Origin of the sequence: Sphingomonas jeddahensis, assembly GCF_001981525.1 — a bacterium.
Lineage (GTDB): Bacteria > Pseudomonadota > Alphaproteobacteria > Sphingomonadales > Sphingomonadaceae > Sphingomonas > Sphingomonas jeddahensis.
The window spans coordinates 20,438-43,886 of the sequence record NZ_MPSB01000016.1 but is presented as its reverse complement, the minus strand read 5'-3'; the positions used below and the strand labels follow the sequence as shown (position 1 = coordinate 43,886).

Sequence of the window (23,449 nt, the reverse complement as noted above, 5' to 3'; positions counted from 1 at the left end):
CAAAGAGCGACAAAAACCGACGCCCAGCCACTTCCCTCTTTCGAAGAGCGACCAAAGCGCCTGAATGTCAGGTGACCACCACGACAACCCGTCCGGGCCACCGCTGCGGTGACACCCATCTAGGGGGCGACAGTTACGCTGTCAACGAGAACTTTCAAAAAAGTTCCCCGCCGCTGTGGCAGAGCCTGCGGGTGGCGCGCACACTCTCCTGAGGGGGCCCGAGGGACGGTCAGGCCCGCCAGAAACGCGCCCCGGGAATCAACGTGTTCAGCGCTCTGCCCGCCGATGGCGCGAATCGGGCGAGCTGAACGACCGATCGCCGCCGGTAATTACAACAAGTCGCCGCCACAGGCCGCGGCGGTGGTGCCGTTACGCTCGAACGCCTTGATGACGTTGCGACCGACTGTCCAGCGGTGCACTTCGTCGGGTCCATCGACCAGCCGCTGCGAGCGGATGTGCGTGTACCAGGCGGCGAGCGGGGTATCGAGGCTGAAGCCCAACGCGCCATGGAGCTGGATCGCGGTGTCAACCACCTGGTGCACCATGTTGGCAAGGAAAATCTTGGCGATCGAATTCTCCTGCCGAATGTCGTCGCCGCGCTCCGCCTTATAGGCGATGTGAAGCAGCATCAGCCGCGCCTTGTAGATCTCGGCCGCACAATCGGCGAGCATCCACTGCACGCCCTGTCGCTCCTTCAGCAGCTTGCCGAACGTCTCGCGTTGCACGACATGCGCGGTCGCCAGATCGAGCGCGCGCTGCGCCATGGAGACATTGTGCATGCCGTGCCGCAGCCGGCCGTAAGCGAGCCGGTGCTGGCCCATGTTGAAGCCATTGCCCTCGCCGCCGAGCAGGTCTTCGGCCGGCACCACCAAGTCCTTGATCTCGACCTCCGAATGGCCGCCGCCCAGTATCTCTGTGAGCGGGCCGTGCACCGCCATGGTCTCGATATCGCGGATGATGCGATAGCCGGGGTTGGGCAGCTCGACGATAAAGGTCGAATAACGCTGGTGCCGCGGCGCATCCGGATCGGTCATCGCCATGACGAGCGCGATGTCGGCGACGCTGGCGGCGGAGGAAAACCACTTCTCGCCGTTCAGCACGTAATTTTCGTTGCCATCCTTCACTGCGCGGGTCTGCATGCCCGTGGCGTCGGCGCCCGCGGCTTTCTCCGTCATCGAATAGCAGATGCGCTTTTCGCCATTGAGCAGCGGCTTGAGATACTTCTCCTTCTGATGCTCCGTCCCATGCGCCAGCAGCGTCATCATCGTGGCATCGTCAGGGCCCTGCGTGTTCATCGACAAGGCACCAAGGTGACTTTCGCCAAGCTCCATCTGCACCAGCGCATTGGCAAGCGGGCCCAGTCCCATGCCGCCATATTCCTGGGGAATGAACGGGCACCACAACCCCTGTGCCCGCGCCTTGGCGCGCAGCTCCGCAAGAACCGTCTTATAGTCCTCGCCTGCGACCAGCCGCTGCTCGGCCGGCTTGCATTCGTCATGCACCCATTGGCGAACCTTGGCGCGAATTGCCTTGGCCTCGGCCGGAATCTCGAAATCGATCGACATGGCTGGTCCCTTTCAGTTCTTCAGCGCGGCGGCAGCTTTGTTGAGATCGGGCGCATTGGGCGATCGCATTGCGACATTACCCGCCATGCCGGCCTTGAGCGCGGCGGCGGCGCCCTCGTGCGCCATGATCTTGGACAGCACCGCCTCCGCCGCCCGTTCAAAGGAATCACGATGGTCGATGACGTACTGGCGTGATGCTCGATATCCATCGAGCAGCCCATGAATTTCGGGGATCACGTATCGCGCCACGAGATCCCAGCTTTTCAGCGTGTTCTCGCGACTAGCCCAGTCGTGAACGAAGCCGAGCACCGTGCCGAATCCGCCGGCGGATTCGCTGAGCTGGCGGATCGCGGCGACCAGATCGTCGGGCGTGCCGATCACCGCTGCCGCGCCGTCGACGAACGCGGTCTGGTCCACGGCGTGGTCGGGCGAGGTGAACTCCTTGGCGCCCGGCCGCATCAACGTGCCGACGGTATATTCATTATGCCACTTCATCAGGCCAGCACCGGCTTCGGCGCGCGCCTGCTCGCGGGTCTCGGCGATGTGCCAGCTCATCAGCACGCGCCAATTGTCGCGGCTCACCGTCTTGCCCGATTTCGCCGCGGCCTGTTCGGCAAAGCCCCATTGCGTCGGCAGCGCCGCCAATCCTGCGTCCGAATTCGAGCCGATCGACAGCGCCCCGATCCCGTACTTGCCCGCCAGCGTCATGCCCGACGGGCTGATCGAAGAAGCCACCACGAAGGGCATGTCCTCCTGCAACGGGAAGAGCTGGAGTCGCGCGTCCTTGAGTGTGAACCAGTCGCTTTCGTGGGTGACGCGCTCGCCCGCGAACAGCCGGCGGATGACGCCAATCGCTTCGTCCTGCCGGTCGCGCTGGGTCATCGGATCAATGCCGAGCATATAGGCGTCCGACGGCAGTGCGCCGGGACCGGTCCCGAAAATCACGCGCCCGCGAGTCATGTGATCGAGCTGGACGATGCGCTGCGCAACGTTGAAGGGATGGTGATACGGCAAGGAAACAACACCGGTGCCAAGCCGGATCTGCTGCGTATGCTCGCCCACCGCGGCCAGGAACAGTTCGGGCGAGGCAATCACTTCCCACCCGGTGGAATGGTGCTCTCCCACCCAGAATTCATCAAAGCCGAGTTCGTCGAGATGCTTGGCGAGGCGGATATCGCCGCGCATCTGCAACATTGGATGTTCGCCGATCGGGTGATGAGGCGCAAGAAATGCGCCGAACTTCAATCGAGCCATATGCAGCCTTCCGAACCAGTGATCGCCTGCGGCGACCCGGCCGTCCGCTCCGGCCATGTGCCGGAACGGACGATCCTGCCACCCTCTCCCCGGGAACATCGCTTTGCGCGCTTCCCCGAATTAAGTCTTATCGCTTAATTGGCGACGTGATCCGTGCTGCGCGGCTTTATGTCAAGGGACGTGATGCCGGAATGAGGGTTCGGGATCGGCACCGGGCGCCTGAGCTAGCATCAGGTTCATCACATCGGAGGCGCAGATCGCGCGACCGAACAGATAGCCTTGCCCATAATCGCAACCACGGGCGGTCAGATAATCCGCCTGTTCCTCCTGCTCGATGCCCTCGGCGACCACCTCCATATCCAAGCGCTGGGCGAGCGAGATCACGGCATCCACGATCGCGGCATCGTCGGAGTTCGCGCGCAGGTTGCTGACGAAGCTCTTGTCGATCTTGATCACATCGACCGGGAACATCTTGAGGTGCGTCAGCGAGGCATAGCCCGTGCCGAAATCGTCAAGCGCGATGCGAAAGCCATGGTGATGAAAGGTGGCCAGTGTCGCTTCCAGCCGATCCGTATCGCGACCGAGCAGAACGGTTTCGGTGATCTCGAGCTCGATCAGGTCGAACGGCACATGCTGTCTGGCAAACGGCTTCATGATCCGTTCCGCCAAACCATCATGCCGGAACTCCGCGGCGGACAGGTTGATCGCCACCCGCACCGGATCAATCCCGCAATCCCGCCACGCACGCATGTCGTTGGCGATGCGGTCGAGCATCCGGTCGCTCATGGCAATCGCCAAGCCGAGATCCTCGAATGCCGAAGCGATCGTCTCCGGCCCTTGAACGCCGAGCGACTCGTGGCGCCAGCGCAGCAGAGCCTCGAAGCCGACGATGCTTCGCGTCTTCAGACAAAGTTTTGGCTGGTAGAAGGGCTCGATCAGGTTGTCGCGCACTGCGATTCGCGCGACGTTGAGCATGGAGGCCCGGCGTTGCACTCCGGCGCGCATCGCGGGCGCAAACAGCGACAGCTCCCCGCGGCGCTGGCTCTTTCCGACGTACAAGGCGATGTCGGCCGATTTCTGCAGTTCGTCCGCCGTGGTGCCATGCGCTGGGTAGAGCGAGGCGCCCGCTGTTGCTTGCGTATCGCAGGTGTAGCCTTCGTATTGGAACGGGTGACGCAAGCGATCGAGCGCCGCTTCGACACGGGCATGGATCTGATCGCCGCCCACCCCCGCCAGCAGCACCGCGAACTCGTCCCCGCCCAGCCGCCCAACCACGGCGCGGGTGCCGAATGCCTCGCGAAGCCGGCTGGCGAAGGTCTCCAGCAGCCGATCGCCGGCGTCGTGTCCGATCGTATCGTTGACCTCCTTGAGGTGATCGAGATCGAGGAGGACGAGCGCCAGTTCGCCGTCGGGCGGCGTTTCCGCCAAGGCGCGTTCGAGCTGATCGGTGAAATGGGACCGGTTGGCAATGCCGGTCAACGCATCATGGGTCGCCGTCCAGCGGATCCTCTGCTCCGCCGTGCGCTTCTCCGTGACATCGCGGATCGTCACCAGAATGCGTTCAAGCCGTCCGGACGGGGCGTGGATGCGCCAGCCGTCGGTGCGCATCCACCGCTCGGCGCCATTATCGCCGCGACGTATGCGCAAAGTCACCTCGAACCGCGCGCTGCTGTCCCCCGCCTGCGCGGCATCGATCAGCGCCTGGAGAAGATGGCGATCCTGTGGGACGACGAGCGCCAGCGCGGTTTTGAGCTGCGGCACGACATCGGGCGCGAGGCCGAGCATCTTCTTGAACTCGTCGGACCATTCGCGTCGGCCACGCAGCGCATCAAAGTCCCAGATCCCCAGTCCCGCCGCTTGGGCGGCCAGGCGAAAGCGTTCCTCGCTGTTGCGCAGCGCCTGCTCCGCCTCGCGCCGCTCGTGAATATCCTCCAGCGTGCCGTACCAGCGGATCACAGCGCCAGCGGGGTCCTTGCGTGCGGTGGCCCGCGCCCGGAACCAGCGATACGCACCATCTTTGCCAAGCAAGCGATAGGTGACGTCGACCGGTTCACCGCTGGCGATCGACCAGCTCCAGGCAATGCGCGTCGGCGCCACATCGTCGCGGTGAAGCACCTTCAACCAAAGCTCGCCGAGCGCGTCCTGCTGCGCGATGCCGGTGATCTCGGACCAGCGCGAGCTGACCTCTAGAATGCCGCCGGCTGGATCGGCCGTCCAGGCGATCTGCGGCGCCAGCTCAACCGTGTGGCGATAATGCTCCTCGCTCTCGCGCAGCTTCTCCTGCGCTTGCCGGCGAGCGGTGATGTCCGAGGCAACGGTAATGATTGATTCCGGGCGTCCTGCTTCGTCGAGCACGAACGACACATGAACCGAACACCACGTCACCGTGTCGTCCGGCCGGATGTAGCGTTTCTCGATCTCGAAAGGTTCGCCCTTGGCGAGATGCTCGAAGAAGATTCGGCTCGAACGCTCGACATCGTCAGGATGGGTGAACTGCTCAAAGGGCAGCCCGGCGAGCTCCGCGGCTGAGCGGCCGACGATGGCGCAATAGGCATCGTTGACGAGCAGGACGCGCCGGTCGACGCCGCGGTGGAGGATGCCGACCTTTGCCCGGCTGAGAACGATCTCCAACCCCGCCCGGCTCGCATCGCTCAGCATCTGCTGTGCCGCGCCCGCGGCACCAGCCTCGCTTGCGGGCGTCACGTCCTGGTCAGCGATCGGCAATGCAGCGGCGTACATCGCCTGTGCCGGAATATGCCGCACCTTTCTGCTCCTTGCCCGGATTCGCCTTCCCGAACACCGAACTTCTCAGATGCCTGACACCGATTAAGCAGCGGTAAAGCGTTCGAATTGGCAACATCGCGCGCAAGACGCAGATGGACGAAGAACAGCAGCAACACTTCAACGCCTCGGGCCTACGGAAAGCCATGCCGATTGCCCCGTCACTGCGGATCATCGTGGCCAGGGAACATGGCGCTGCCCTCGAGTCGCGCAGGCACGTCCAACCACCGCAACAGTTCGGCGCTTCCCCCGTCAGGGTTGCGATTGCACCGCCATCAGCATGGGCAGATGAGGCAGCAGATCGCGCGCCAGGAACCCGAGCGGACCGATCGCGCGCGCGGCGGCCTGCCCGGCCTCGCCATGCAGCCACACGCCCCAGCCGGCCGCCGTCAGCGGGTCCGCCCCGCGCGCCATCAACCCGGCGATCGTGCCGGCGAGCACGTCGCCCGACCCCGCCGTGCCGAGCCCACGCGCTTCATTCTCGTAGCAGCAGACGGCACCATCCGGGGTGGCGATCACTGTCTGCGCCGACTTGAACGCGACAACCGCGCCGAATTCTCGCGCGGCGCGGGTGGCGCTGCCGACCATGTCGGCGAGCACCGCATCCTCTGCCATGTCCAGCAGCCCCGCAAGCTCACCCGGATGCGGCGTGAGCACCAGCCGCCCGGCAAGCGCTCGCGCCTCGGTTCTCAACCCGCGCAGTGCGACAAGCGGTGCGGCATCGAGCAGCACCTTGCCGTCGGTTCCCGCCGCCGCCAGCAGCGTGCGCAGCAATGCCGGCAGCTGGTCGCTGCGTCGCATCCCGGGCCCGAACGCCAGCACCTGGGCCGCCTCCACCTGCTTCGCCAGCGCCGAAGCCGCCTCGCCCGCGATCTCGCCGCGATCGTCCGCCGGCAAGCCAACCACGCCCGCCTCAGGCACCTGCACGCCCAGCGGCAGCGTCGCCTCCTCGACCGTTGCGATCCGCACCTTGCCAGCGCCGACGCGCAGTACCGCCTCCGCGGCAAGCCGAAGCGCGCCCGGCGCGAGACGAGAGCCGCCTGCCAGCAACACCCGCCCGCGCGCGCCCTTGTCGCCGCCCGCGTCCAGCCCCGGCAGCGGGTGATCGCGCCGCCACTTATTGTCCAGCCGCACCACCTTCATCCCCGCGCCGCCACATGCGCGTCGCGCCCGCGCGTGACTTCAACGGCTTCACGCTCCATGGGCGCCACGAAATTATAGCGTTCCAGCACGAGTCCACCGCCCGGTCCGGCGGCGGGATCGTGGCGATATTCGGTGACCGAGCAATTGGCGAGCTGCTCGCCGCGGTCGATCGCCAGGACGGCCGCCTCGTCCATTTTCTCGAGGATGTAGCGCAAACACAGCACCACCACCTGATGCGCCACGATCAGCACTCGTCGCCCGGCATAATGAAGCGCCACCGTATCGAGCAGCGAGCGAAGCCGCAGGATCACGTCGCACCAGCTCTCGCCGCCGGGCGGCCGATGATAGAACTTCCCAAGGCTCTTCCGCAGCGCCGCCTGCTCCGGCATCAGCTCGGCCAGCCCGCGCGTGGTGAGGCCGTCGATGATGCCGAACTCCTTTTCGCGCAGCCGTTCGTCCAGGCACAACGGCTCGTGGCGATCGAACCCGCCGGCATCGCGGATCAGCGCCGCAGTGGCGGTCGCGCGCAGATAGGGCGAGACGAGCACCGATTCAGGCCGATCTTCCGCCGGCATGGCGGCGAACCAATGGCCAAGCGCCTGCGCTTGCCGCTCGCCATGCGTGCTTAACGGCACGTCGACGTCACGCTCGGCCAAAGCGATACGCGGCAAGTCCGCCTCGTAAGCCGCTTCGCGCGCAACATTTCCGGCGCTTTGCCCGTGCCGCACCACCCATAATCGTTCGGGCCAGCGCAGCCCCATGCTCGCCGACTCACGCACCGCGGTTACCGCACCGCCATTGCATCATTTGCTGCCGCCGGAAGATCCGCCTCCGCTATTGCCGCCACCGCCGCTCTTGCTGCCGCCCGAACGGCCGCCGCCGCCCTTGCCGCCGGTGTTCTTGCTAGCGGCACCCGATCCCGGATCACCGCCTTTGCTGGTGATCGCTCCAGGATTACCGCCTGCGCCTTTTTGCGCCATGATCCTTCTCCTTGGTTATCGGTTCAGCGTCCCGGCATCGAAATCGCCGGCGGGTCGCTGGCCGGAAATGACTCGTCCGATGCCTCGTCCACGGCGGACCAATGTCCGTTCGGGTCGCGGATCTCTGCCGGTCCGGCGTTTCGCACCTGGCTGAACCCGCCTGCCTCGCCCGGCATGCGCGTCAAGGCCACTGGCGCCGGCCGCACCGGCTCGACCGCACGCTCCCGCCGGTGCGACCGCCCAGCCGCAAAACCGAGCACAAGCGCGACCAGCACCCACGGCAAGGTCGATCCGCCCGCCCCCGTCTCTACCGCTCCCGTGCCTGCCGCCCCCGGCTCTACTGCCGCCGGCTTCCGCCACGACTGCATCGGTTGGACCTGCCTGGTTTCGGCAAAGGCAACCCCGGAGGCTTCCTCCACCACAATTGCCGGCTGGCCCTCGGGCTTGATCTGGTGGCGATAGCCAGGGCTGGCGACATCCGCCGCCCCCTCGCCGCGCATGCCATTGTCGGCGGGTTCCTGGCGGTTGGAGGAGTCCGCCATGCCATAGAGGCGCGTATCGGGATCTGCCATCAGCGCTGGCCCTTTCGACTTCGACGACGGAGCAGATGGAGCAGGAAGCCCACCCCGCCGCCGACCACGACGTAAAGCAACGCGTCACCATGGTCCCAGGATGCGAAGCTCATGCGAATGATGAGTCCGAGCAGTGCGACGCAGACGCCGCCGATGATCCAGACGAGCGGGCCCGATCCATCATGCGGGCCAGGACGAGCAGAACCTCCAGCCATTCGTTCCTTCCTCCTTACGCGGCCGCGACGGCGGTGCCGACAAGTGGCTCAACCTTTTCGGCGTGAAGCCTTGGGATCAGCCGCCGCGCCGTTGCCAACGCCTGGCCGACCACCTGGTCCATGTTGTAATAACGATAGGTCGCGAGCCGCCCGACGAACGTCACATCACGCTCGGCGATCGCCAGCGCCTCGTAGCGTTTGAACAGCGCTTGATTCTCTTCGCGCGGGATGGGGTAATAAGGATCACCCTCCGCGCTGGGATATTCATAGGTCAGGCTGGTCGCCGGCGCGCTGTCGCCGGTCAGATGCTTGTATTCGGTGATCCGCGTGTAAGGCACCGCCTCGTCGGGATAGTTCACCACCGCGACCGGCTGGAGCCATTCCTGCTCCAGCGTCTCGTGCCGGAACTGAAGCGAGCGGTACGGCAGCTTGCCGAAGCGGTGCCCGAAATATTCGTCGATCGGCCCGGTGAAGACGAGATGGTCGTGCGGATAAGCGTCGCGCGCCTGGCTGTAGTCCACGCCCAGCAACAGCTCGATGCTGGGATGATCGAGCATCGCTTCGAACATGCGGGTATAGCCATCCGCCGGCATCGCCTGATGTTTGTCGGTGAAATAGCGATCATCGGTATCGGTGCGGGTCGGCACGCGCGCCGTCACCGCCTTGTCCAGTTCGCTCGGATCCAGCCCCCATTGCTTGCGCGTATAGCCGCGGAAGAAGGTTTCATACAGTTCGCGCCCTACCCGCGAGACGACCACGTCGGCGGAAGTGCGGATCGGCTCGACCGGCTCGGCGCGGGCGGCGAGGAACGCCTCGACGTCATCGTCGCTCTCCAGCCCGGCATCGTACAGCATGTTGAGCGTGGTGCGGTTGATCGGCATCGGCACCAACTGCCCGCGCACGTCGGCGAGCACGCGATGCTCATACGGCCGCCACTGGGTGAAGCGGGACAGATAGCCAAAGACATCATCCGAATTGGTGTGAAAGATGTGCGGCCCATATTGGTGGATCAGCAGCCCGGCGTCATCGCGCCGGTCATAGGCATTGCCGGCCACATGCGGGCGCCGATCGACAACCAGCACCTTGAACCCAGCCTCTGCCAGCTGCCGCGCCATCACTGCGCCAGCGAACCCGGCGCCGACCACCATCACGTCGTGCCGCACCGCCGCCGCCGGCCAGCGCGTCGGCGAGACGATCGCCTCCACCGTGTCACGCGTAGCTCGCTCGACCGCGATCAGCGCGCCCATCGACAATGCCGTGCTCGACCAGGAGCCGCGGGCGAGTTGCTCATCCGCAGCCTCGCGCCACGTCAGATCGTCGCGCCCGGCAATCGCCGCCTCACACGCGGTGACGAAATCTTCGGCCGTACCGGCGATCCGCACCGCTTCCAGCGCTCCGTAATGACGCACCACATCGACGATCGCGGTGGAGACGACGGGCAGCCCCGCGGCGAGATATTCGGGCGTCTTGGTCGGGCTGATGAAACGCGTCGCCTCGTTCAGCGCGAAGGGCATCAGGGCCACGTCCCAGCCGCTCATATAAGCCGGCAGCTCTGCATAATCTCGCGCGCCGAGGAAATGGAGGTTGCGCCGCTGCGGCAGCGCGGCGGGATCGATCTTCACCACCGGCCCGATCACCACGATCGACCAATCGTCATGCGCATCGGCCAGCGCGGCGAGCAGGTCCACGTCCATCCGCTCATCGACCACGCCGCAGAAGCCGAGCTTGGGGCCGACGATCCGCGCCTGGTCCTCCGGCTCCGCCACGGCGCCACGCGCGGCGCCGAAATGCGCCACATCGATACTGGAGGGGAAGGCGTGCACATTGTCGTGCCGGTCCTTCTTCGCCTCGTAAAGGCTCGATCCGCCAGTGAACACAACATCCGCCGCGGCCAGCAACTCGCGCTCGCGATCGAGCAGCCCGGCCGGCGGATTCTTGAACGCCGCCAGTTCGTCCATGCAATCATAAACGGTGCATTCGGCCGCGACATGGGCCGAGAACGGCAGCATCATCGGCGTGTAGTACCAACGAACCGCCACTGGCGGCAACGAGGCCAGCTGCGCGTCGAGCAAGGCGCCCAACGCCGCATCCTCCTCGGCTGGCGAAAGGCCCCGCGGCAGGGCTGGCGTCAATATGGTGACACCATTCGCCTCATCTTCGTCGATCTGCAGCGCGGGCGTGGCGCAGCCTTCCGGGTGAACCGCTTCTTCCCAGAAGATCACGCGATAGGTCGCCGCGAACCGCGACATCAAATGCTGGGGGCGTTGAAAGACGAAACGCCAACGCAGATGACTGAAACAGATCAAGGTTGCCGGAGCAGGCTCGGTGAACTGATGAACCGCTGCGCCCGCCGCGCTCTCCCGTCCCTGCTTCGTCATGGTCACCTCGCATGTTATTTTTGGTATCCAAGTCGCGAGGATCGGCCGCGGTTCCGCTAAGTTCCTGAATACTGATCTGCATCATGATGTTTGCCCGGGCTGCAATGCAACATCTTGCCCCGGCACGCGCTTGTACTCGTTGGCAAAGGGAGAGCGATCGTGCGCGAGATCGAGCGATGGTGCGGTGTCGAATGCACGGTGAACCGTGTTGGTGACCGCTTCCATGACCAGCTGCACCGCTCCGGCCACCATGTTCGGATCGAGGATCTCGACCAGATCGCCGGCCTTGGCTTCGAGGCGATCCGCTATCCGTTGCTGTGGGAGCGCGTCTCCCCCGACTCGCCCGACGCCGCCGACTGGTCATGGTGTGACGAGCGGCTTGATCGCCTCGATCGGCTCGGCCTCCGCGTCATCGCCGGGCTGGTCCACCACGGCAGCGGTCCGCATTACACGAATTTGCTCGACGACAGCTTCGCGCCTGGTCTTGCGCGCCACGCCGCCGCCGCCGCTCGGCGCTACCCGTGGATACAGGATTGGACGCCGGTCAACGAACCAGTGACAACCGCGCGCTTCGCTGCGCTCTACGGTCATTGGTACCCACACGCCCGCGACGAGGAATCCTTTTGGCGCGCGCTGCTCAATCAGGTGGATGCGACGCGCCTGTCGATGCAGGCGATCCGCGCAGTTAATCCGGCCGCCCGGCTGATCCAGACCGACGATCTCGGCCGCACCTGGGCCACCGCGCAGCTGGCCGAACAGGCCGCCTTTGACAATCAGCGCCGCTGGGCAGGATGGGATCTGCTATGCGGCCGCGTCGTCGCCGGCCATCCGCTGTGGCATCGGCTGTGCGCGATCGGTTTTGGCGAGCGGCTGCGCGTCATCGCCGACGATCCGTGCCCGCCCGACATCATCGGCATCAACCATTATCCGACCAGTGATCGCTTCCTCGATCACCGCGTGCAGCTTTACCCCGAAGACGCGCATGGCGCGAACCCGCACCACTCCTTCGCCGATGTGCCGGCGGTGCGCACGCTTGATCCCGCCCCCGAGCCCTTCGCCAACGCGCTGCGCGAGGCGTGGGACCGCTACACGCTGCCGCTTGCGCTTACCGAGGTGCATATCGGCTGTACCCGCGAGGAACAGTTGCGCTGGACGCGCGTCGCCTGGGAAGCTGCCTGTGAAGCACAAGCGGCCGGTATCGACGTGCGCGCCGTCACGGCTTGGTCGGTGCTCGGCAGCCACGATTGGGACCAACTCGTCACCTGCGAAGGCTGCTACGAGCCCGGGCTGTTCGACATCCGCAGCGACACACCGCGCGCCACCGCGCTCGCCCGGCATTGGCAAGCGCTCGCCGCTGCCGGCCGCGCACATGACGTCACCGCACAGCCCGGCTGGTGGCAGCACGCCGGCCGCCTCACCTTTGCGCGCGCGCCCCGCGCCGCTGCGAGTAGCGCCCATCGCGAGCGAACGTTCGGCGCCAGCCGCCCGCTGCTGATCTGCGGCGCTACCGGCACCTTGGGCCAGGCGCTCGCCCGCGCCTGCGCCGCCCGCGGCATCGCTTATCGCCTGACCGATCGCGCGGCGTGCGACCTGCTCGATCCCCTCTCGATCAAGGCCGCGCTAGACCGCATCCAGCCTTGGGCGGTAATCAACGCCACCGGCTGGGTCCGCGTCGATGATGCCGAGGATGAAGAAGAGGCCTGCCACGCGATCAACGCCATCGCCGCCGTCCGCCTCGCGGAACGATGCGCCGCGCGCGAGATTCCGGTGGTCGCGATCTCCAGCGACCTGGTCTTCGACGGCACTTTGGGCCGCGCCTACCACGAGGACGACGCGCCCAACCCGCTCAACGCCTATGGCCGCAGCAAGCTGGCGCTGGAGCAAGGGATGCTTGCGCACGGCTATCGCCCGTTGGTGATCCGCGCCGCCGCTTTCTTTTCCCCGCATGATCCGCACAATTTCGCGCACGCCGTCGCGCAGGCGCTGGCGCGGGGCGAAAGCTTCCACGCCGCCGACGACCAGATCGTGTCGCCGGCCTACGTCCCGGCGCTGGTCGATGCGCTCCTGGACCTCGCGATCGACGGCGTGTCCGGCGTAAGGCACCTGGCGCCCGCCACCAGCCTTTCCTGGTACGACTTCGCCCGCACCATCGCCGCAAAGCTTGGCCATGACCCGGACATGATCCGGCCCGTTCCCGGCGCGCAGCTCGGCTGGCGCGCGCTCCGCCCTGCCAATTCCGCGCTCACCAGCCGCCACCTCGCCCCCCTGCCGGACGGCATCGCCGAATTCGCCGCGCATCGTCGCGCGGTGCTCGCCACCAGCGGCCCAGCGGTGTCCGCCTCCGCTTGATTGATCGCGCTCCGGTGACCGGCGGCCGGCTCAGGCCGGATAGATCGTAAGCCCCCGCTCGCCGATCCGGATGTCGCCATTGCGAACCCGCTGCACCAAAGCGCGGCCGTCGCGCAGCCCGCAGTTCCAGCGGTGACGAACCGAGCGCGGCGAGAAATCCATCGCCTTCCCCGCAACTTCCGGTTCCTGATCGGAATAGACCGCCATGGCGAGCGCGACCGAGCTGCCGGCATCCCCCGGTGGCAAGCTCGCTTGCCATCGCTTGAGGCTTCGCGCCGATTGCGCAGCGAACTTCAGGTCCTGCATCCGCCCTATCGCCTCGCCCAGGGTCTGCGGCCGAGCGCCCCTAAGCGGCAGCAGGTCGGCAGCAATGCACAAGACCGGCTCCGCCCCAGCCTCCGCCATCACTGGATCGAGCGGAAGGTTCATCGACAATCCACCGTCGCCGAGCAGCCGGCCGTCCACTTCCACCGCCGGAAACGCGGTCAGTAAGGATGCACTGGCGCGGATGTGATCGGGGGCGATGCGCTGCTGCGCCGAATCGATGATCACTTCATCGCCCGTTTCCACATCCACCGCCGCCATTGTCAGCCGCATCTCGCCCGCGTTGAGAAGGTTCAAGTCGATCGATTGATTCAAGGTTTCGCTGAGCATCGCGGTTGCATAGAGCGCCGGCCCGCCCGCACGCGCATCGGCGTGCCACCACCCCGCGGTTGAGCCGAGTGGCCCGAACGCCCCCGGACGCCCGGCCAGCAGTGTTTCCAGCACCGCGCCGCTCCGCCGCCAGCTATCCGGGATCCAGTCCCAGGGCATGAGCGGCTTGTCGCCATCCGGTTCCGGACGCCAGAACTCGGCCAATCGCTGCAGCCGGTCCTCGCGGCGGTTGCCCGCGATCAGGGCGCCGGTAACCGCGCCGATCGACGTGCCGCAGATCCACTGGGGTTCGAGATCCGCCTCGTGCAAGGCCTCGTAGAGGCCGGCGTGATAGGCGCCCAAAGCGTTGCCACCGCTCAGAACCAAAGCGAAGCGAGCATCGGCTGGCAACATGTCGTTACGCACCCGTCCGGAACGATTGCGGGTGGCGGCTTGCAATTGTGTCGGCCATCTGTGTCTCCAGTCCGCCACGTCCCCGCTTCTACCCGGCACAGAATCGCCGGGGCGCGTGCTCGCTGAGGAACGCATGCGAGGAGCTTGAACGCCGGAGGCCCGCTGGGCGATCCGGTCGGCCACTACTTCAGCCAGCAATGGTTTGGCGATGCGCTGGAGGCGCTATTGTTTGCCGGGCGGGGTGACCTCGCATGCGCGCGCGGGTCGCGGCAAGCACAGCAGGTTACGCGCCGGCCCGCTCACCACAGGCACAAGGCGCAGCACAGGCCGACGTAGAGCGCGAAGCTCGCCCATCCACATGATGGCTGCGCGAAAACGCGGACGCTGGCGACGCTCCGCCGGCTCATCGAGGCTCTGCCATCTGGTGCTGCCCAGGCGTCGACCGCAGCTGCGCGAGGGCAAGCTGCGGCACCTGTTCCACAGCGCCACCGACGAGCAGGACTGCCGGGTCACGATCGCTGATCGTCACCACCAGAAAGGCGAGCGACGACAAACGCCCGCGAACAATGCGTTCGTTGGGCAGCGATGCATTGACCACCACCAGCACCGGCGTTTCCGGGCTTCGCCCCGCTGCCATCAGCTGATGCGCGATCGCGGGCGCGGCGGCCCGCCCCATATAGATCGCCAGCGTGGCATCTGCAGCGGCGAGCGATGTCCAATCCATGTCGAGCGGCGCGTCGGCCTTCGCATGCGCGGTGACGAAAAGCAGGCGGCGGGCGTATCCACGAAGGGTGAGCGACGCGCCGCCGGCCGCGGCCGCGGCGCTGGCGGCGGTGATGCCGGGGCAGATACGCACCGTGATGCCGGCGGCCCGGCAGGCGGCGACTTCCTCCGCCGTGCGCCCGAAGATGGCGGGATCGCCGCCCTTCAGGCGCACGACCCTCTTGCCCGCCGATGCTGCGCTAACGATCAGTGCATCGATCGTTGCTTGGTCCTTGGAATGGCGGCCCGATCGTTTGCCGACGTTGATGCGCTCGGCTGCGGCGTGAATGAGGTCGAGCACGCCGGGCCCGACCAGGGCATCGTAGAACACGACATCGGCGGTGGCGATCAGCCGCTCGGCCTTGCGGGTCAGCAGTTCGGGATCGCCCGGCCCGGCGCCGACCAGCCACACGCTACCGGGCTTGAAATCGTCATGCGGCATCGTTTTTCTCCTCGGCGATCAGGCGTGCCAGCGCAGGGCGGCACGAGCCGCAATTGGTGCCGGCGCCGATCGCGGCGCCGATCGCGGCGACATCCGCAAGCTGCCGGTCACGGATCGCGGCGACGATCGTGCGTAGGCCAAGGTCGAAACAGGTGCAGACGATCGGCCCGCGATCGACCTGCACCCCTGGCGCCCGCCCGGCGAGCAGCGAAGGCGCGGCCTGTGGCTCAGCAAGCTGCCCGATCAGCCAGTCGCGCGCGGGCAGCTCCCCCGTCTCGGTGACGAACAAGGCAGCGACCAGCCGCCCCTGCGCAAGCACCGCCACGCGCCGCGTGCCGCGCGCGTGATCCACCGCCTCGATCCGCTCGCCGGCCGGCAGCATCGCATCGAGCACCGCCGGATCGGCGTCGCCCGCCAGTTCCCACAAGCTGCCCGCCGGCACCGTGACCCGCGTCGCCCACAGACAGTCGGGGCTGCGCTTCGGCTCGTCCGCGAACAGCGCAAATCCGCGCCACCGCGTCGCGACCGCCACAATCGACGCCGGCGTCGCCTTGAAGCCGGGCTGGCCGGAGATCGGATCGGCCAGCGGTCGCGGCAGCAGCCCCGTGCGCCCGCCGCTCGACGTGCGATCGGTCCAATGGATCGGCACGAACAGCTCGCCCGGCCGCTGCCCCTCGCCGACGCTGACGCGATAGACGCTGTCGCCCTGCGGCGTCGCCACGCGCGCCAACCCGCCGTCGACCAGCCCCAACCGCACCGCATCGTCGGCATGCACCTCGACCAGCGGCTCCGCGCGATGCCGCGCCAGCTTCGGCGCCAGCCCGGTCCGCGTCATCGTATGCCAGTGATCGCGATAGCGCCCGGTGTTGAGCGTCATCGGCCAGCGCGTCAGCTGCGCAGGCGCCGGCTTCTGCGCCACCGGCACCAGCCGCGCGCGTCCGTCCGGCGTCGCGAAACGTCCATCGGCGAACGGCGTCCCGCCCCAACGGAACGGCGCCATCTCCTCATAACCAGCATTGCCGCCCCCGCCCTGCCCCGGCAGCGCGAACAAGCGACGGCCAACGTTGCGATAATTCGCCAACCGGACATGCTCACGCCAGATATCGGCCGGACGATCATAGGCGAAGGCGGACTTCCACCCCATTCGCCGGGCCACCTGGCTGACGATCCACCAGTCAGGCTTGGCCTCGCCCGGCAGCGGGAACAGCGCCCGCTGCCGGCTGATCATCCGTTCCGAATTGGTGACCGTGCCGTCCTTCTCGCCCCAAGCGGTGGCGGGCAGGCGGACATGCGCGAAGGCGCCCGTATCTATATCTGCCATCACGTCGGACACGACCACGAACGGACAAGCGGCCAGCGCCTCGCGCACCCGCCCGGCATCGGGCATCGACACGGCGGGGTTGGTCGCCATGATCCAAAGCGCCTTGATCCGCCCCTCGCCGACTGCGCGAAACAGGTCCACCGCCTTCAACCCCGGCTTCTCCGCAATCGTCGGCGAGCTCCAGAAGCGCTGCACCAAAGCGCGGTTCTCCGCCGCGAAATCCATATGCGCCGCCAGCGTCGTCGCGAGCCCGCCCACCTCGCGGCCGCCCATCGCATTGGGCTGGCCGGTGATCGAGAACGGCGCCGCACCCGGCTTGCCGATACGCCCCGTCGCGAGATGCAGGTTCAGGATGGCATTGACCTGGTCGGTACCTGCCAGCGACTGGTTGATGCCTTGGCTGAACAGGGTAACGGTGCGCGGCGTGGCGGCGAACAGTTCGTAGAAGCGTTTGAGGTCCGAAGCTGGAACGTCGCAGGTGCGTGCGACCGTCCAAAGATCATGGCCGTCCGACAACGTGTCCCAGAAATCTTCGGGTGCTGTGACGTGATCGGCGATGAACCTTTCGTCCAGCGTACCAGCCTCACGGCACCACGCCAGCGCGCCGTTCATCAACGCCACGTCGCTGCCCGGTCGGATGGCGAGGTGAAGGTTCGCCTCCGCCGCCGTCTCGGTGCGCCGAGGATCGATCACCACCAGCTTGGCGCCCGCCTCGCACCGCGCACGAATGCGCTGATGAACGATCGGATGGCACCAAGCGGTGTTCGATCCCACCAGCACGATCAGGTCGGCCGCGTCCAAATCGTCATAGCTGGCCGGCACCACATCCTCACCGAACGCGCGCACGTGCCCGGCCACCGCGCTCGACATGCACAGCCGCGAATTGGTGTCGATGTTGGCCGAGCCGATGAACCCCTTCATCAGCTTGTTGGCGACGTAATAGTCTTCCGTCAGCAACTGCCCCGACACGTAAAAGGCAACGCTGTTCGGCCCATGCTGCGCGACCGTGTCGCGGAACCGCCGCGCAACCAGATCAAGCGCCTTGTCCCACCCGGCGCGCTTGTTGCCGATCATGGGGTGGAGCAGCCGCCCTTCCAGCCCCACCGTCTCGCCAAGATGCGTCCCCTTGGAACACAGCCGGCCGTGATTGGCGGGATGGTCCGGATCGCCCGCGATCGTTACCGAACGCGCGCCGGTGACAGTTGCGCTGATCCCGCAGCCGACGCCGCAATAGGCGCAGGTGGTGCGGATCGCGGCTAGCCCTCTCCCCTCCGGGGAGAGGCTTGGGAGAGGGGTGGTCACGAGCGGCACCGTATCGGACGGCGCTTCTTTCCGGCCCTCTGCCCAGAGGGGAGAGGGAGATTGGGCGCCCCGATCACGCCGCCGCCCTGAGCGTGCTCGCGCGGCAGATCAGCACACGCCCACCCGATATTTTCACCGGCACCACCGGCGTGCAGCCCTTGTCCGCGCCCAGCGCTTCGCCGGTCGCCAGGCTGATCCGCCAATTGTGCAACGGGCACGCCACCGCACCCCCATGCACAATCCCCTGGCTCAGCCGTCCGTGCTTGTGAGGGCAGCGATCGAGCAGGGCGAACACCTTGTTCTCGCCGGTGCGGAACACCGCAATGTCTTCGCCACCGGCGACCTGCACCGTGCGGCTGCCGCGCAGCGGGATCTCCTCCACCCAGCCGATGTCGAGCCATTCGCCGATCATGCCATTTCCTCCTGCCTCGCCGCGACTGGCTCGAAGCGAGCCATCGGCGCATGCTGCTCGCGCTCGCCTCCCTCGACGCGCGCCGCCCAGGGATCGTCCTGCGAGAATTGCTGCGAGAAGAAGAACCGCCGCGCGAGCTCCGCCCGCGCCGCGGCGTCGGGCAACAACCGCGCCTGGATGTACGGAAGGCCGACCCGCTCGATCCACGGCGCGGTGCGCTCCAGATAGCGCGCCTCCTCGCGGTATAGCTGGATGAAGGCGGCGCACATTTCCATCGCCTCCGCCTCGGTCGCCACCTTGCAGAGCAGGTCGGTGGCGCGCACCTTGATGCCGCCATTGCCCCCGACGTGCAGCTCGTAACCGGAATCGACGCACACCACGCCAAAGTCCTTGATCGTCGCCTCGGCGCAATTGCGCGGGCAGCCGCTCACCGCGATCTTGAACTTGTGCGGCATCCAGCTGCCCCAGGTCGCGCGCTCCAGCTTCACGCCCAGCCCGGTCGAATCCTGCGTGCCGAAGCGGCACCATTCGCTGCCCACGCAGGTCTTCACCGTGCGCAGCGACTTGCCATAGGCATGGCCCGACACCATCCCGGCCGCGTTGAGATCGGCCCAGACGGCGGGCAGATCCTCCTTGCGGATCCCGAAGATGTCGAGCCGCTGCCCGCCCGTCACCTTCACCATCGGCGCGTTGAACTTCTCCACCACGTCGGCGATCGCGCGCAGCTCACGCGGATTGGTGAGCCCGCCCCACATGCGCGGGACGACCGAATAGGTGCCGTCCTTCTGGATGTTGGCGTGCATCCGCTCGTTGACGAAGCGGCTCTGCTGGTCGTCGACATAATCGCCGGGCAGCGCGCACAGCAGGTAATAATTGAGCGCCGGCCGGCACGACGAGCAGCCGTCCGGCGTCGTCCAATGCAGCTTCTGCATCACCTCTGGGATCGAGCGCATGCCTTGCGCGACGATCTCGCGGCGCACGTCGTCATGCCCGAAGCTGGTGCATTTGCACATCGTCTTCGGCCCGGCCTCGACCTCGCCGCCCAGCGTCAGCGCCAGCAAGATTTCCACGATGCCGGTGCACGAACCGCAGCTTGCCGATGCCTTGCACGCCGCGCGCACTGCGTCGAGGCTGTGCGCGCCCATGGAGATGCACGCGGCCACCTGCCCCTTGGAGACGCCGTTGCAGCCGCAGATTTCCGCTTCCTCGGAAAGCGCCGCAACGGCCGCCTTAGGGTCCGCGAGGGCGCCTCCTGTGGCAAAGGCCTGGCCGAAGATCAGTGCCTCGCGAATGTCGGCGACGCTCTCGGCCCGTCGCAGTAGGTCGAAATACCAGTTCCCGTCCGCGGTATCCCCGTAGAGCACCGCCCCGACGATCCGGTCCTCCTTGACGACCACGCGCTTGTAGATGCCGCGGCTGGCATCGCGCAGCACGATGTCCTCCGCCCCGTCGCCTCCGGAGAAATCGCCCGCCGAGAAGACGTCGAGCCCCGCCACCTTCAGCTTGGTCGAGGTCGGCGCCGGCGTGTAGCCGCTCGGTGCGTCCACCAGCCCGTCCGCCAGCGCGCGGCACATGTCCCACAACGGCGCGACGAGGCCATAGACCTGGCCCTGATGCTCGACGCACTCGCCCACCGCGAGAATGGCGGGATCGGACGTCACCATGTGATCGTCCACCTTGATCCCGCGGCCGACTTCCAACCCCGCCTCGCGCGCCAGCGCTACCGACGGACGGATGCCCACCGCCATGACCACCAAGTCGGCCGGAATCTCCGTCCCGTCCTTCAGCCGCACTGCTTCCACTCGGCCATCGCCGACGATCTCGGCAGTGTCAGCGCCAGTCATGATCGTCTGCCCGCGCGCCTCCAGCGCAGTCTTGAGCAGCCAGCCGGCGGCCTCGTCGAGCTGCCGCTCCATCAGCGTCGGCATCAGGTGAATCACCGTCACCGTCATGCCCCTGAGGCTCAGCCCGTGCGCCGCCTCCAGCCCCAGCAGCCCCCCGCCGATCACCACCGCGCTCCCGCCCTTTTCGGCAGCGGCGAGCATCGCATCGACATCGGTCATGTCGCGAAAGCTGATGACGCCCGTCAGATCCTTACCGGGCACCGGGATGATGAACGGATCGGAGCCGGTCGCGATCAGCAGCCGGTCATAGTGCATCACGATCCCGCCGCGCGACGTCACCGTGCGCGCCGCACGGTCGATCGCAACGATCGGATCGCCCGCAATCAGCGTGATGCCGTTGCTGTCATACCAGTCACGGCCGTTGATGACGATGTCGTCGAACGTCTTCTCCCCAGCCAGCACCGGCGAGAGCATGATGCGATTATAGTTCACGTGGCGCTCAGCGCCCACGATCGTGACACGGTAGCGCGCAGGATCGCGGGCGAGCAGTTCCTCCACCGCGCGGCATCCCGCCATGCCGTTGCCGATAACGATCAGATGCGGCCGCTTGTCGGCCTCCGCCACGCGGATCGGTTCGTGTTTCATCACAGGGTCCAGTCCAGTTGGAGCCAGAATTTGCTGGTGTCGGTGAACAGCCGGTCGGCGGCGTAAGCGGCGTAGCGCAGGCTCGCGGTGGTCTGCCCCAGTCGCGCCTGGGCGAGCAGGTCAATCTCGTCGCCATAATGCCGCACGGCACGATCGCTCTCGAAACGGTGATAGACGGCGCCGACACTCACTGCCTTCAGCGCCCCGATCGCCGGCCAGCCCCAGCCGGCCGAGGCGTAGAGGTCGCGAATGCCATCTGGCGGCGTAGTCAGAAACTTGTCGGCCCAGCCCTGGAACTTGAACGCGGTGGCGAGCGGCGTTTGGAAACTGGTCAGCGCCGCGCCGCGGTCGGCACCCAGCACTTCATATCCGGCGCCCAGCCTTGGCCCGTTCAGGTCCATCGCAACATCGACCAGCCAGTAATCGGCGCTATAATCATTGGGGTTGCGATGCCAGTCCGACTGCCGCGCCCAACTCGCCTGGTAACTCAGCTTGGCCTCGCCGACCGGCCGCAACCCGGCGAGCCGCACGCCATAGGTCTGGCTCGAAAGGCGATAGCCCTGCACCGCCGCTTCGTCCTGATCGACGAGATAGGCAAAGCCGGTGAGCGTCCCGAGCGGCGACGCCCAGGCGAGGTTCGCCAGCACGGTATCGCCCGACACCGCCTGCTGCCGCGCACCGGCGCCATCCACGCCCCAGATCGTGCGCACGCTCCAGGCGTAGCTCACGTCCACCTTCAGCCCGGCGAGCGGCGTCAGCTCGGCACGCACCGCATCGAACGTCTGGCCGTTGTTGCGAAAGGCGATGGCGCCGACGAAGCGCTCGTCATCCAGCGCGATCCGCTGACGCCCAACAGTGACCGTCGCCGCCTTGCTGCGATACTGAAGCTGCGCGCGGTACAGCGCCAAATTCTGCGGATCGGCAATCAGCGGGCGCTGCGTGGCGGAGCCGGACAGCCCGTCGAAGTAATCGTCCACGACCGCAATATTGCCCTGTGCCTCCGCCAGTGCCGACCAGCGCCCCTCGCTCACCTGCACCCCCGCACGGACCCGCGCGGTGACGGCGTTCGCGTCCTCGGGCAGCCCGTCCTGCTCGGCCCGTTCGTACCGTTCGTACCGCAGCCGCGCGTCGACCAGCGGGGTGACGGTCTGCGCCGCCGCCGGGCTCGCCAGAAGCGATAGAAGGGCGAGCGCCGGGCGCATCAGATCCGCACGCCCTCGGCCGCGCCCCAGCGCGCGCGCCAGCCCGCTTTCACCAGCGCCAGTCCCACCAGCGCCACCAGCGCGAGTCCAGCGAAGATCAGGAACCCCGGCGCGAAGCTCCCCGTCCACTGCTTGGCGAGACCCAGCGACGAGGCGAGGTAGAAGCCGCCCACGCCCCCGGCCATGCCGACCAGCCCGGTCATCACCCCGATCTCCGCCGCGAACCGCTGCGGCACCAGCTGGAACACCGCGCCGTTACCGACGCCCAGCGCCAGCATCGCGATCACGAAACAGGCGAGCGCCGCCGCGAAAGTGGCCGACAGGCTCACCCCCACCAGCGCCAGCGCGGCAAGCGCGAACACCGCCATCAGCGCCTTCACCCCGCCGATCGCATCGGCCAGCGCCCCGCCCATGGGCCGCACCAGCGATCCCGCAAAGACACACGCCGCGGTGGCATAGCCGGCGTGGATCGTCGTCAGCGCAAACCGATCAGTGAAGTAGATCGGCAGGCTGGCGGCAAGCCCGACAAAGCCGCCGAAGGTGACCGAATAGAAACCCATCAGCCACCAGGCGTCCGCCTGCTTAAGCGGCGTCAGATACTCGGCCAGGCTCTTCGCGGCGGGCGCCCCGGGCGGATCCTTTGCCATCCCCATGTACAGGCCGAACACGATGGTCAGCGGGATGCAGGCGAGCCCCAGCACCGCATTCCAGCCGAACAGCTTGGCCAGCGCCGGCGCGAACAGCGCCGCCAGCACCGTTCCCGAATTGCCCATACCGGCGAGCCCCATCGCCTTGCCCTGATGCTCGGGCGGATACCAGCGGCTGGCGAGCGGTAGCGCGATCGCGAAACTCGCGCCCGCAAACCCCAAGATCACGCCCAGCACCAGCGTGCCGGCGAAGCTCGTCACCCCCATCGCCCAGGCCGCGAACAGCCCGGCGATCACGACCACCTGGCTGATCGCGCCCGAGCGCTTCGGCCCGATCCGATCCACCAGCAGGCCGTTGACCACCCGCAGCGCCGCGCCGGCGAGCGTCGGCACCGCCACCATCAAACCTTTTTGGGCCGGGCTCAGTCCGAGCGCCGCCGCAATGTCGGGCGCCAATGGCCCCAGCAGCACCCACACCATGAACGCCAGGTCGAAATACAGGAACGCCGCGATCAGCGTCGGCGTATGCCCGCTCGACCAGAACCCGCTGCCCTCTTGCCTCCTTGCCTCCCAGAACGCCGTCGCCAT

17 protein-coding genes are annotated in these 23,449 nt (G+C 67.0%); 1 reads left to right on the top strand and 16 read right to left on the bottom strand.

Annotated features, from left to right (window positions below; genetic code table 11):
- Window positions 1-329: 329 nt before the first annotated feature.
- From SPHI_RS13605 to glf, 9 genes are all read right to left on the bottom strand, one after another.
- On the bottom strand, window positions 330-1,565 hold the full coding sequence (locus SPHI_RS13605) for an acyl-CoA dehydrogenase family protein (protein WP_076745495.1): 1,236 nt from the start codon (window positions 1,563-1,565) through the stop codon (window positions 330-332).
- A gap of 12 nt (window positions 1,566-1,577) precedes the next feature.
- Window positions 1,578-2,819 (bottom strand): LLM class flavin-dependent oxidoreductase, encoded by a 1,242-nt coding sequence (locus tag SPHI_RS13600; RefSeq protein ID WP_076745504.1) that lies wholly within the window; start codon window positions 2,817-2,819, stop codon window positions 1,578-1,580.
- A gap of 171 nt (window positions 2,820-2,990) precedes the next feature.
- A complete protein-coding gene (locus tag SPHI_RS13595; protein ID WP_144036206.1) occupies window positions 2,991-5,582 on the bottom strand; it encodes a sensor domain-containing protein in 2,592 nt (863 codons plus the stop codon).
- Window positions 5,583-5,852: 270 nt separating this feature from the next.
- Complete coding sequence (locus tag SPHI_RS13590; RefSeq protein ID WP_076745493.1) at window positions 5,853-6,743, bottom strand: NAD(P)H-hydrate dehydratase; 891 nt, start codon at window positions 6,741-6,743, stop codon at window positions 5,853-5,855.
- Window positions 6,740-7,504: a histidine phosphatase family protein gene (locus tag SPHI_RS13585; RefSeq protein ID WP_076745492.1), complete on the bottom strand. Its 765-nt coding sequence runs from the start codon at window positions 7,502-7,504 to the stop codon at window positions 6,740-6,742. The genes SPHI_RS13590 and SPHI_RS13585 overlap by 4 nt, the downstream gene beginning before the upstream one ends.
- Window positions 7,505-7,546: 42 nt before the next feature.
- A complete protein-coding gene (locus tag SPHI_RS15035) occupies window positions 7,547-7,723 on the bottom strand; it encodes a hypothetical protein (RefSeq protein ID WP_158049720.1) in 177 nt (58 codons plus the stop codon).
- Between the two features lie 23 nt (window positions 7,724-7,746).
- Complete coding sequence (locus SPHI_RS14790) at window positions 7,747-8,295, bottom strand: hypothetical protein (RefSeq protein ID WP_096348774.1); 549 nt, start codon at window positions 8,293-8,295, stop codon at window positions 7,747-7,749.
- Entirely contained in the window at window positions 8,295-8,510 is a 216-nt protein-coding gene (locus SPHI_RS13575) for a hypothetical protein (RefSeq protein ID WP_076745491.1), read from the bottom strand. Before SPHI_RS13575 ends, SPHI_RS14790 begins: the two co-directional genes overlap by 1 nt.
- Window positions 8,511-8,524: 14 nt before the next feature.
- Entirely contained in the window at window positions 8,525-10,759 is a 2,235-nt protein-coding gene (gene glf / locus SPHI_RS13570) for a UDP-galactopyranose mutase (protein WP_083720004.1), read from the bottom strand.
- 288 nt (window positions 10,760-11,047) lie between these two features.
- On the opposite strand from glf, the gene SPHI_RS13565 reads away from it, so the two are divergent.
- Window positions 11,048-13,237: a sugar nucleotide-binding protein gene (locus tag SPHI_RS13565; RefSeq protein WP_233130934.1), complete on the top strand. Its 2,190-nt coding sequence runs from the start codon at window positions 11,048-11,050 to the stop codon at window positions 13,235-13,237.
- A 30-nt stretch (window positions 13,238-13,267) separates the two neighbouring features.
- Here SPHI_RS13565 and SPHI_RS13560 read toward each other — a convergent pair whose 3' ends face one another.
- From SPHI_RS13560 to SPHI_RS13530, 7 genes are all read right to left on the bottom strand, one after another.
- Window positions 13,268-14,284 carry a patatin-like phospholipase family protein gene (locus SPHI_RS13560; RefSeq protein ID WP_076745490.1) on the bottom strand — a complete coding sequence of 339 codons (1,017 nt, stop codon included), beginning with the start codon at window positions 14,282-14,284 and terminating at the stop codon, window positions 13,268-13,270.
- A gap of 403 nt (window positions 14,285-14,687) precedes the next feature.
- Window positions 14,688-15,488: a uroporphyrinogen-III C-methyltransferase gene (gene cobA / locus SPHI_RS13555; protein WP_076745489.1), complete on the bottom strand. Its 801-nt coding sequence runs from the start codon at window positions 15,486-15,488 to the stop codon at window positions 14,688-14,690.
- Window positions 15,478-18,111 carry a nitrate reductase gene (locus tag SPHI_RS13550; RefSeq protein WP_076745500.1) on the bottom strand — a complete coding sequence of 878 codons (2,634 nt, stop codon included), beginning with the start codon at window positions 18,109-18,111 and terminating at the stop codon, window positions 15,478-15,480. Before SPHI_RS13550 ends, cobA begins: the two co-directional genes overlap by 11 nt.
- 73 nt (window positions 18,112-18,184) lie before the next feature.
- The gene (gene nirD, locus SPHI_RS13545) at window positions 18,185-18,523 is read right to left on the bottom strand and encodes a nitrite reductase small subunit NirD (RefSeq protein WP_198927881.1); all 339 of its coding nucleotides are present in this window, start codon (window positions 18,521-18,523) and stop codon (window positions 18,185-18,187) included.
- Entirely contained in the window at window positions 18,520-21,012 is a 2,493-nt protein-coding gene (nirB, locus tag SPHI_RS13540; RefSeq protein WP_076745488.1) for a nitrite reductase large subunit NirB, read from the bottom strand. Before nirB ends, nirD begins: the two co-directional genes overlap by 4 nt.
- Entirely contained in the window at window positions 21,012-22,214 is a 1,203-nt protein-coding gene (locus tag SPHI_RS13535; RefSeq protein WP_076745487.1) for an alginate export family protein, read from the bottom strand. The genes nirB and SPHI_RS13535 overlap by 1 nt, the downstream gene beginning before the upstream one ends.
- A complete protein-coding gene (locus tag SPHI_RS13530; protein ID WP_076745486.1) occupies window positions 22,214-23,449 on the bottom strand; it encodes a nitrate/nitrite transporter in 1,236 nt (411 codons plus the stop codon). The genes SPHI_RS13535 and SPHI_RS13530 overlap by 1 nt, the downstream gene beginning before the upstream one ends.

Excerpts from the sequence above, each read along its gene's own strand:
- SPHI_RS14790 (WP_096348774.1), bottom strand. The coding sequence starts at position 8,295 with ATGGCAGATCCCGATACGCGCCTCTATGGCATGGCGGACTCCTCCAAC.
- SPHI_RS13535 (WP_076745487.1), bottom strand. The coding sequence starts at position 22,214 with ATGCGCCCGGCGCTCGCCCTTCTATCGCTTCTGGCGAGCCCGGCGGCG.
- SPHI_RS13605 (WP_076745495.1), bottom strand. The coding sequence starts at position 1,565 with ATGTCGATCGATTTCGAGATTCCGGCCGAGGCCAAGGCAATTCGCGCC.
- glf (WP_083720004.1), bottom strand. The coding sequence starts at position 10,759 with ATGTCGCGGTTCGCGGCGACCTATCGCGTGATCTTCTGGGAAGAAGCG.
- SPHI_RS13560 (WP_076745490.1), bottom strand. The coding sequence starts at position 14,284 with ATGTTGCCAGCCGATGCTCGCTTCGCTTTGGTTCTGAGCGGTGGCAAC.
- SPHI_RS13590 (WP_076745493.1), bottom strand. The coding sequence starts at position 6,743 with ATGAAGGTGGTGCGGCTGGACAATAAGTGGCGGCGCGATCACCCGCTG.
- SPHI_RS15035 (WP_158049720.1), bottom strand. The coding sequence starts at position 7,723 with ATGGCGCAAAAAGGCGCAGGCGGTAATCCTGGAGCGATCACCAGCAAA.
- nirD (WP_198927881.1), bottom strand. The coding sequence starts at position 18,523 with ATGATCGGCGAATGGCTCGACATCGGCTGGGTGGAGGAGATCCCGCTG.
- cobA (WP_076745489.1), bottom strand. The coding sequence starts at position 15,488 with ATGCCGCATGACGATTTCAAGCCCGGTAGCGTGTGGCTGGTCGGCGCC.
- SPHI_RS13600 (WP_076745504.1), bottom strand. The coding sequence starts at position 2,819 with ATGGCTCGATTGAAGTTCGGCGCATTTCTTGCGCCTCATCACCCGATC.
- SPHI_RS13575 (WP_076745491.1), bottom strand. The coding sequence starts at position 8,510 with ATGGCTGGAGGTTCTGCTCGTCCTGGCCCGCATGATGGATCGGGCCCG.
- SPHI_RS13530 (WP_076745486.1), bottom strand. The coding sequence starts at position 23,449 with ATGGCGACGGCGTTCTGGGAGGCAAGGAGGCAAGAGGGCAGCGGGTTC.
- SPHI_RS13585 (WP_076745492.1), bottom strand. The coding sequence starts at position 7,504 with ATGGGGCTGCGCTGGCCCGAACGATTATGGGTGGTGCGGCACGGGCAA.
- nirB (WP_076745488.1), bottom strand. The coding sequence starts at position 21,012 with ATGAAACACGAACCGATCCGCGTGGCGGAGGCCGACAAGCGGCCGCAT.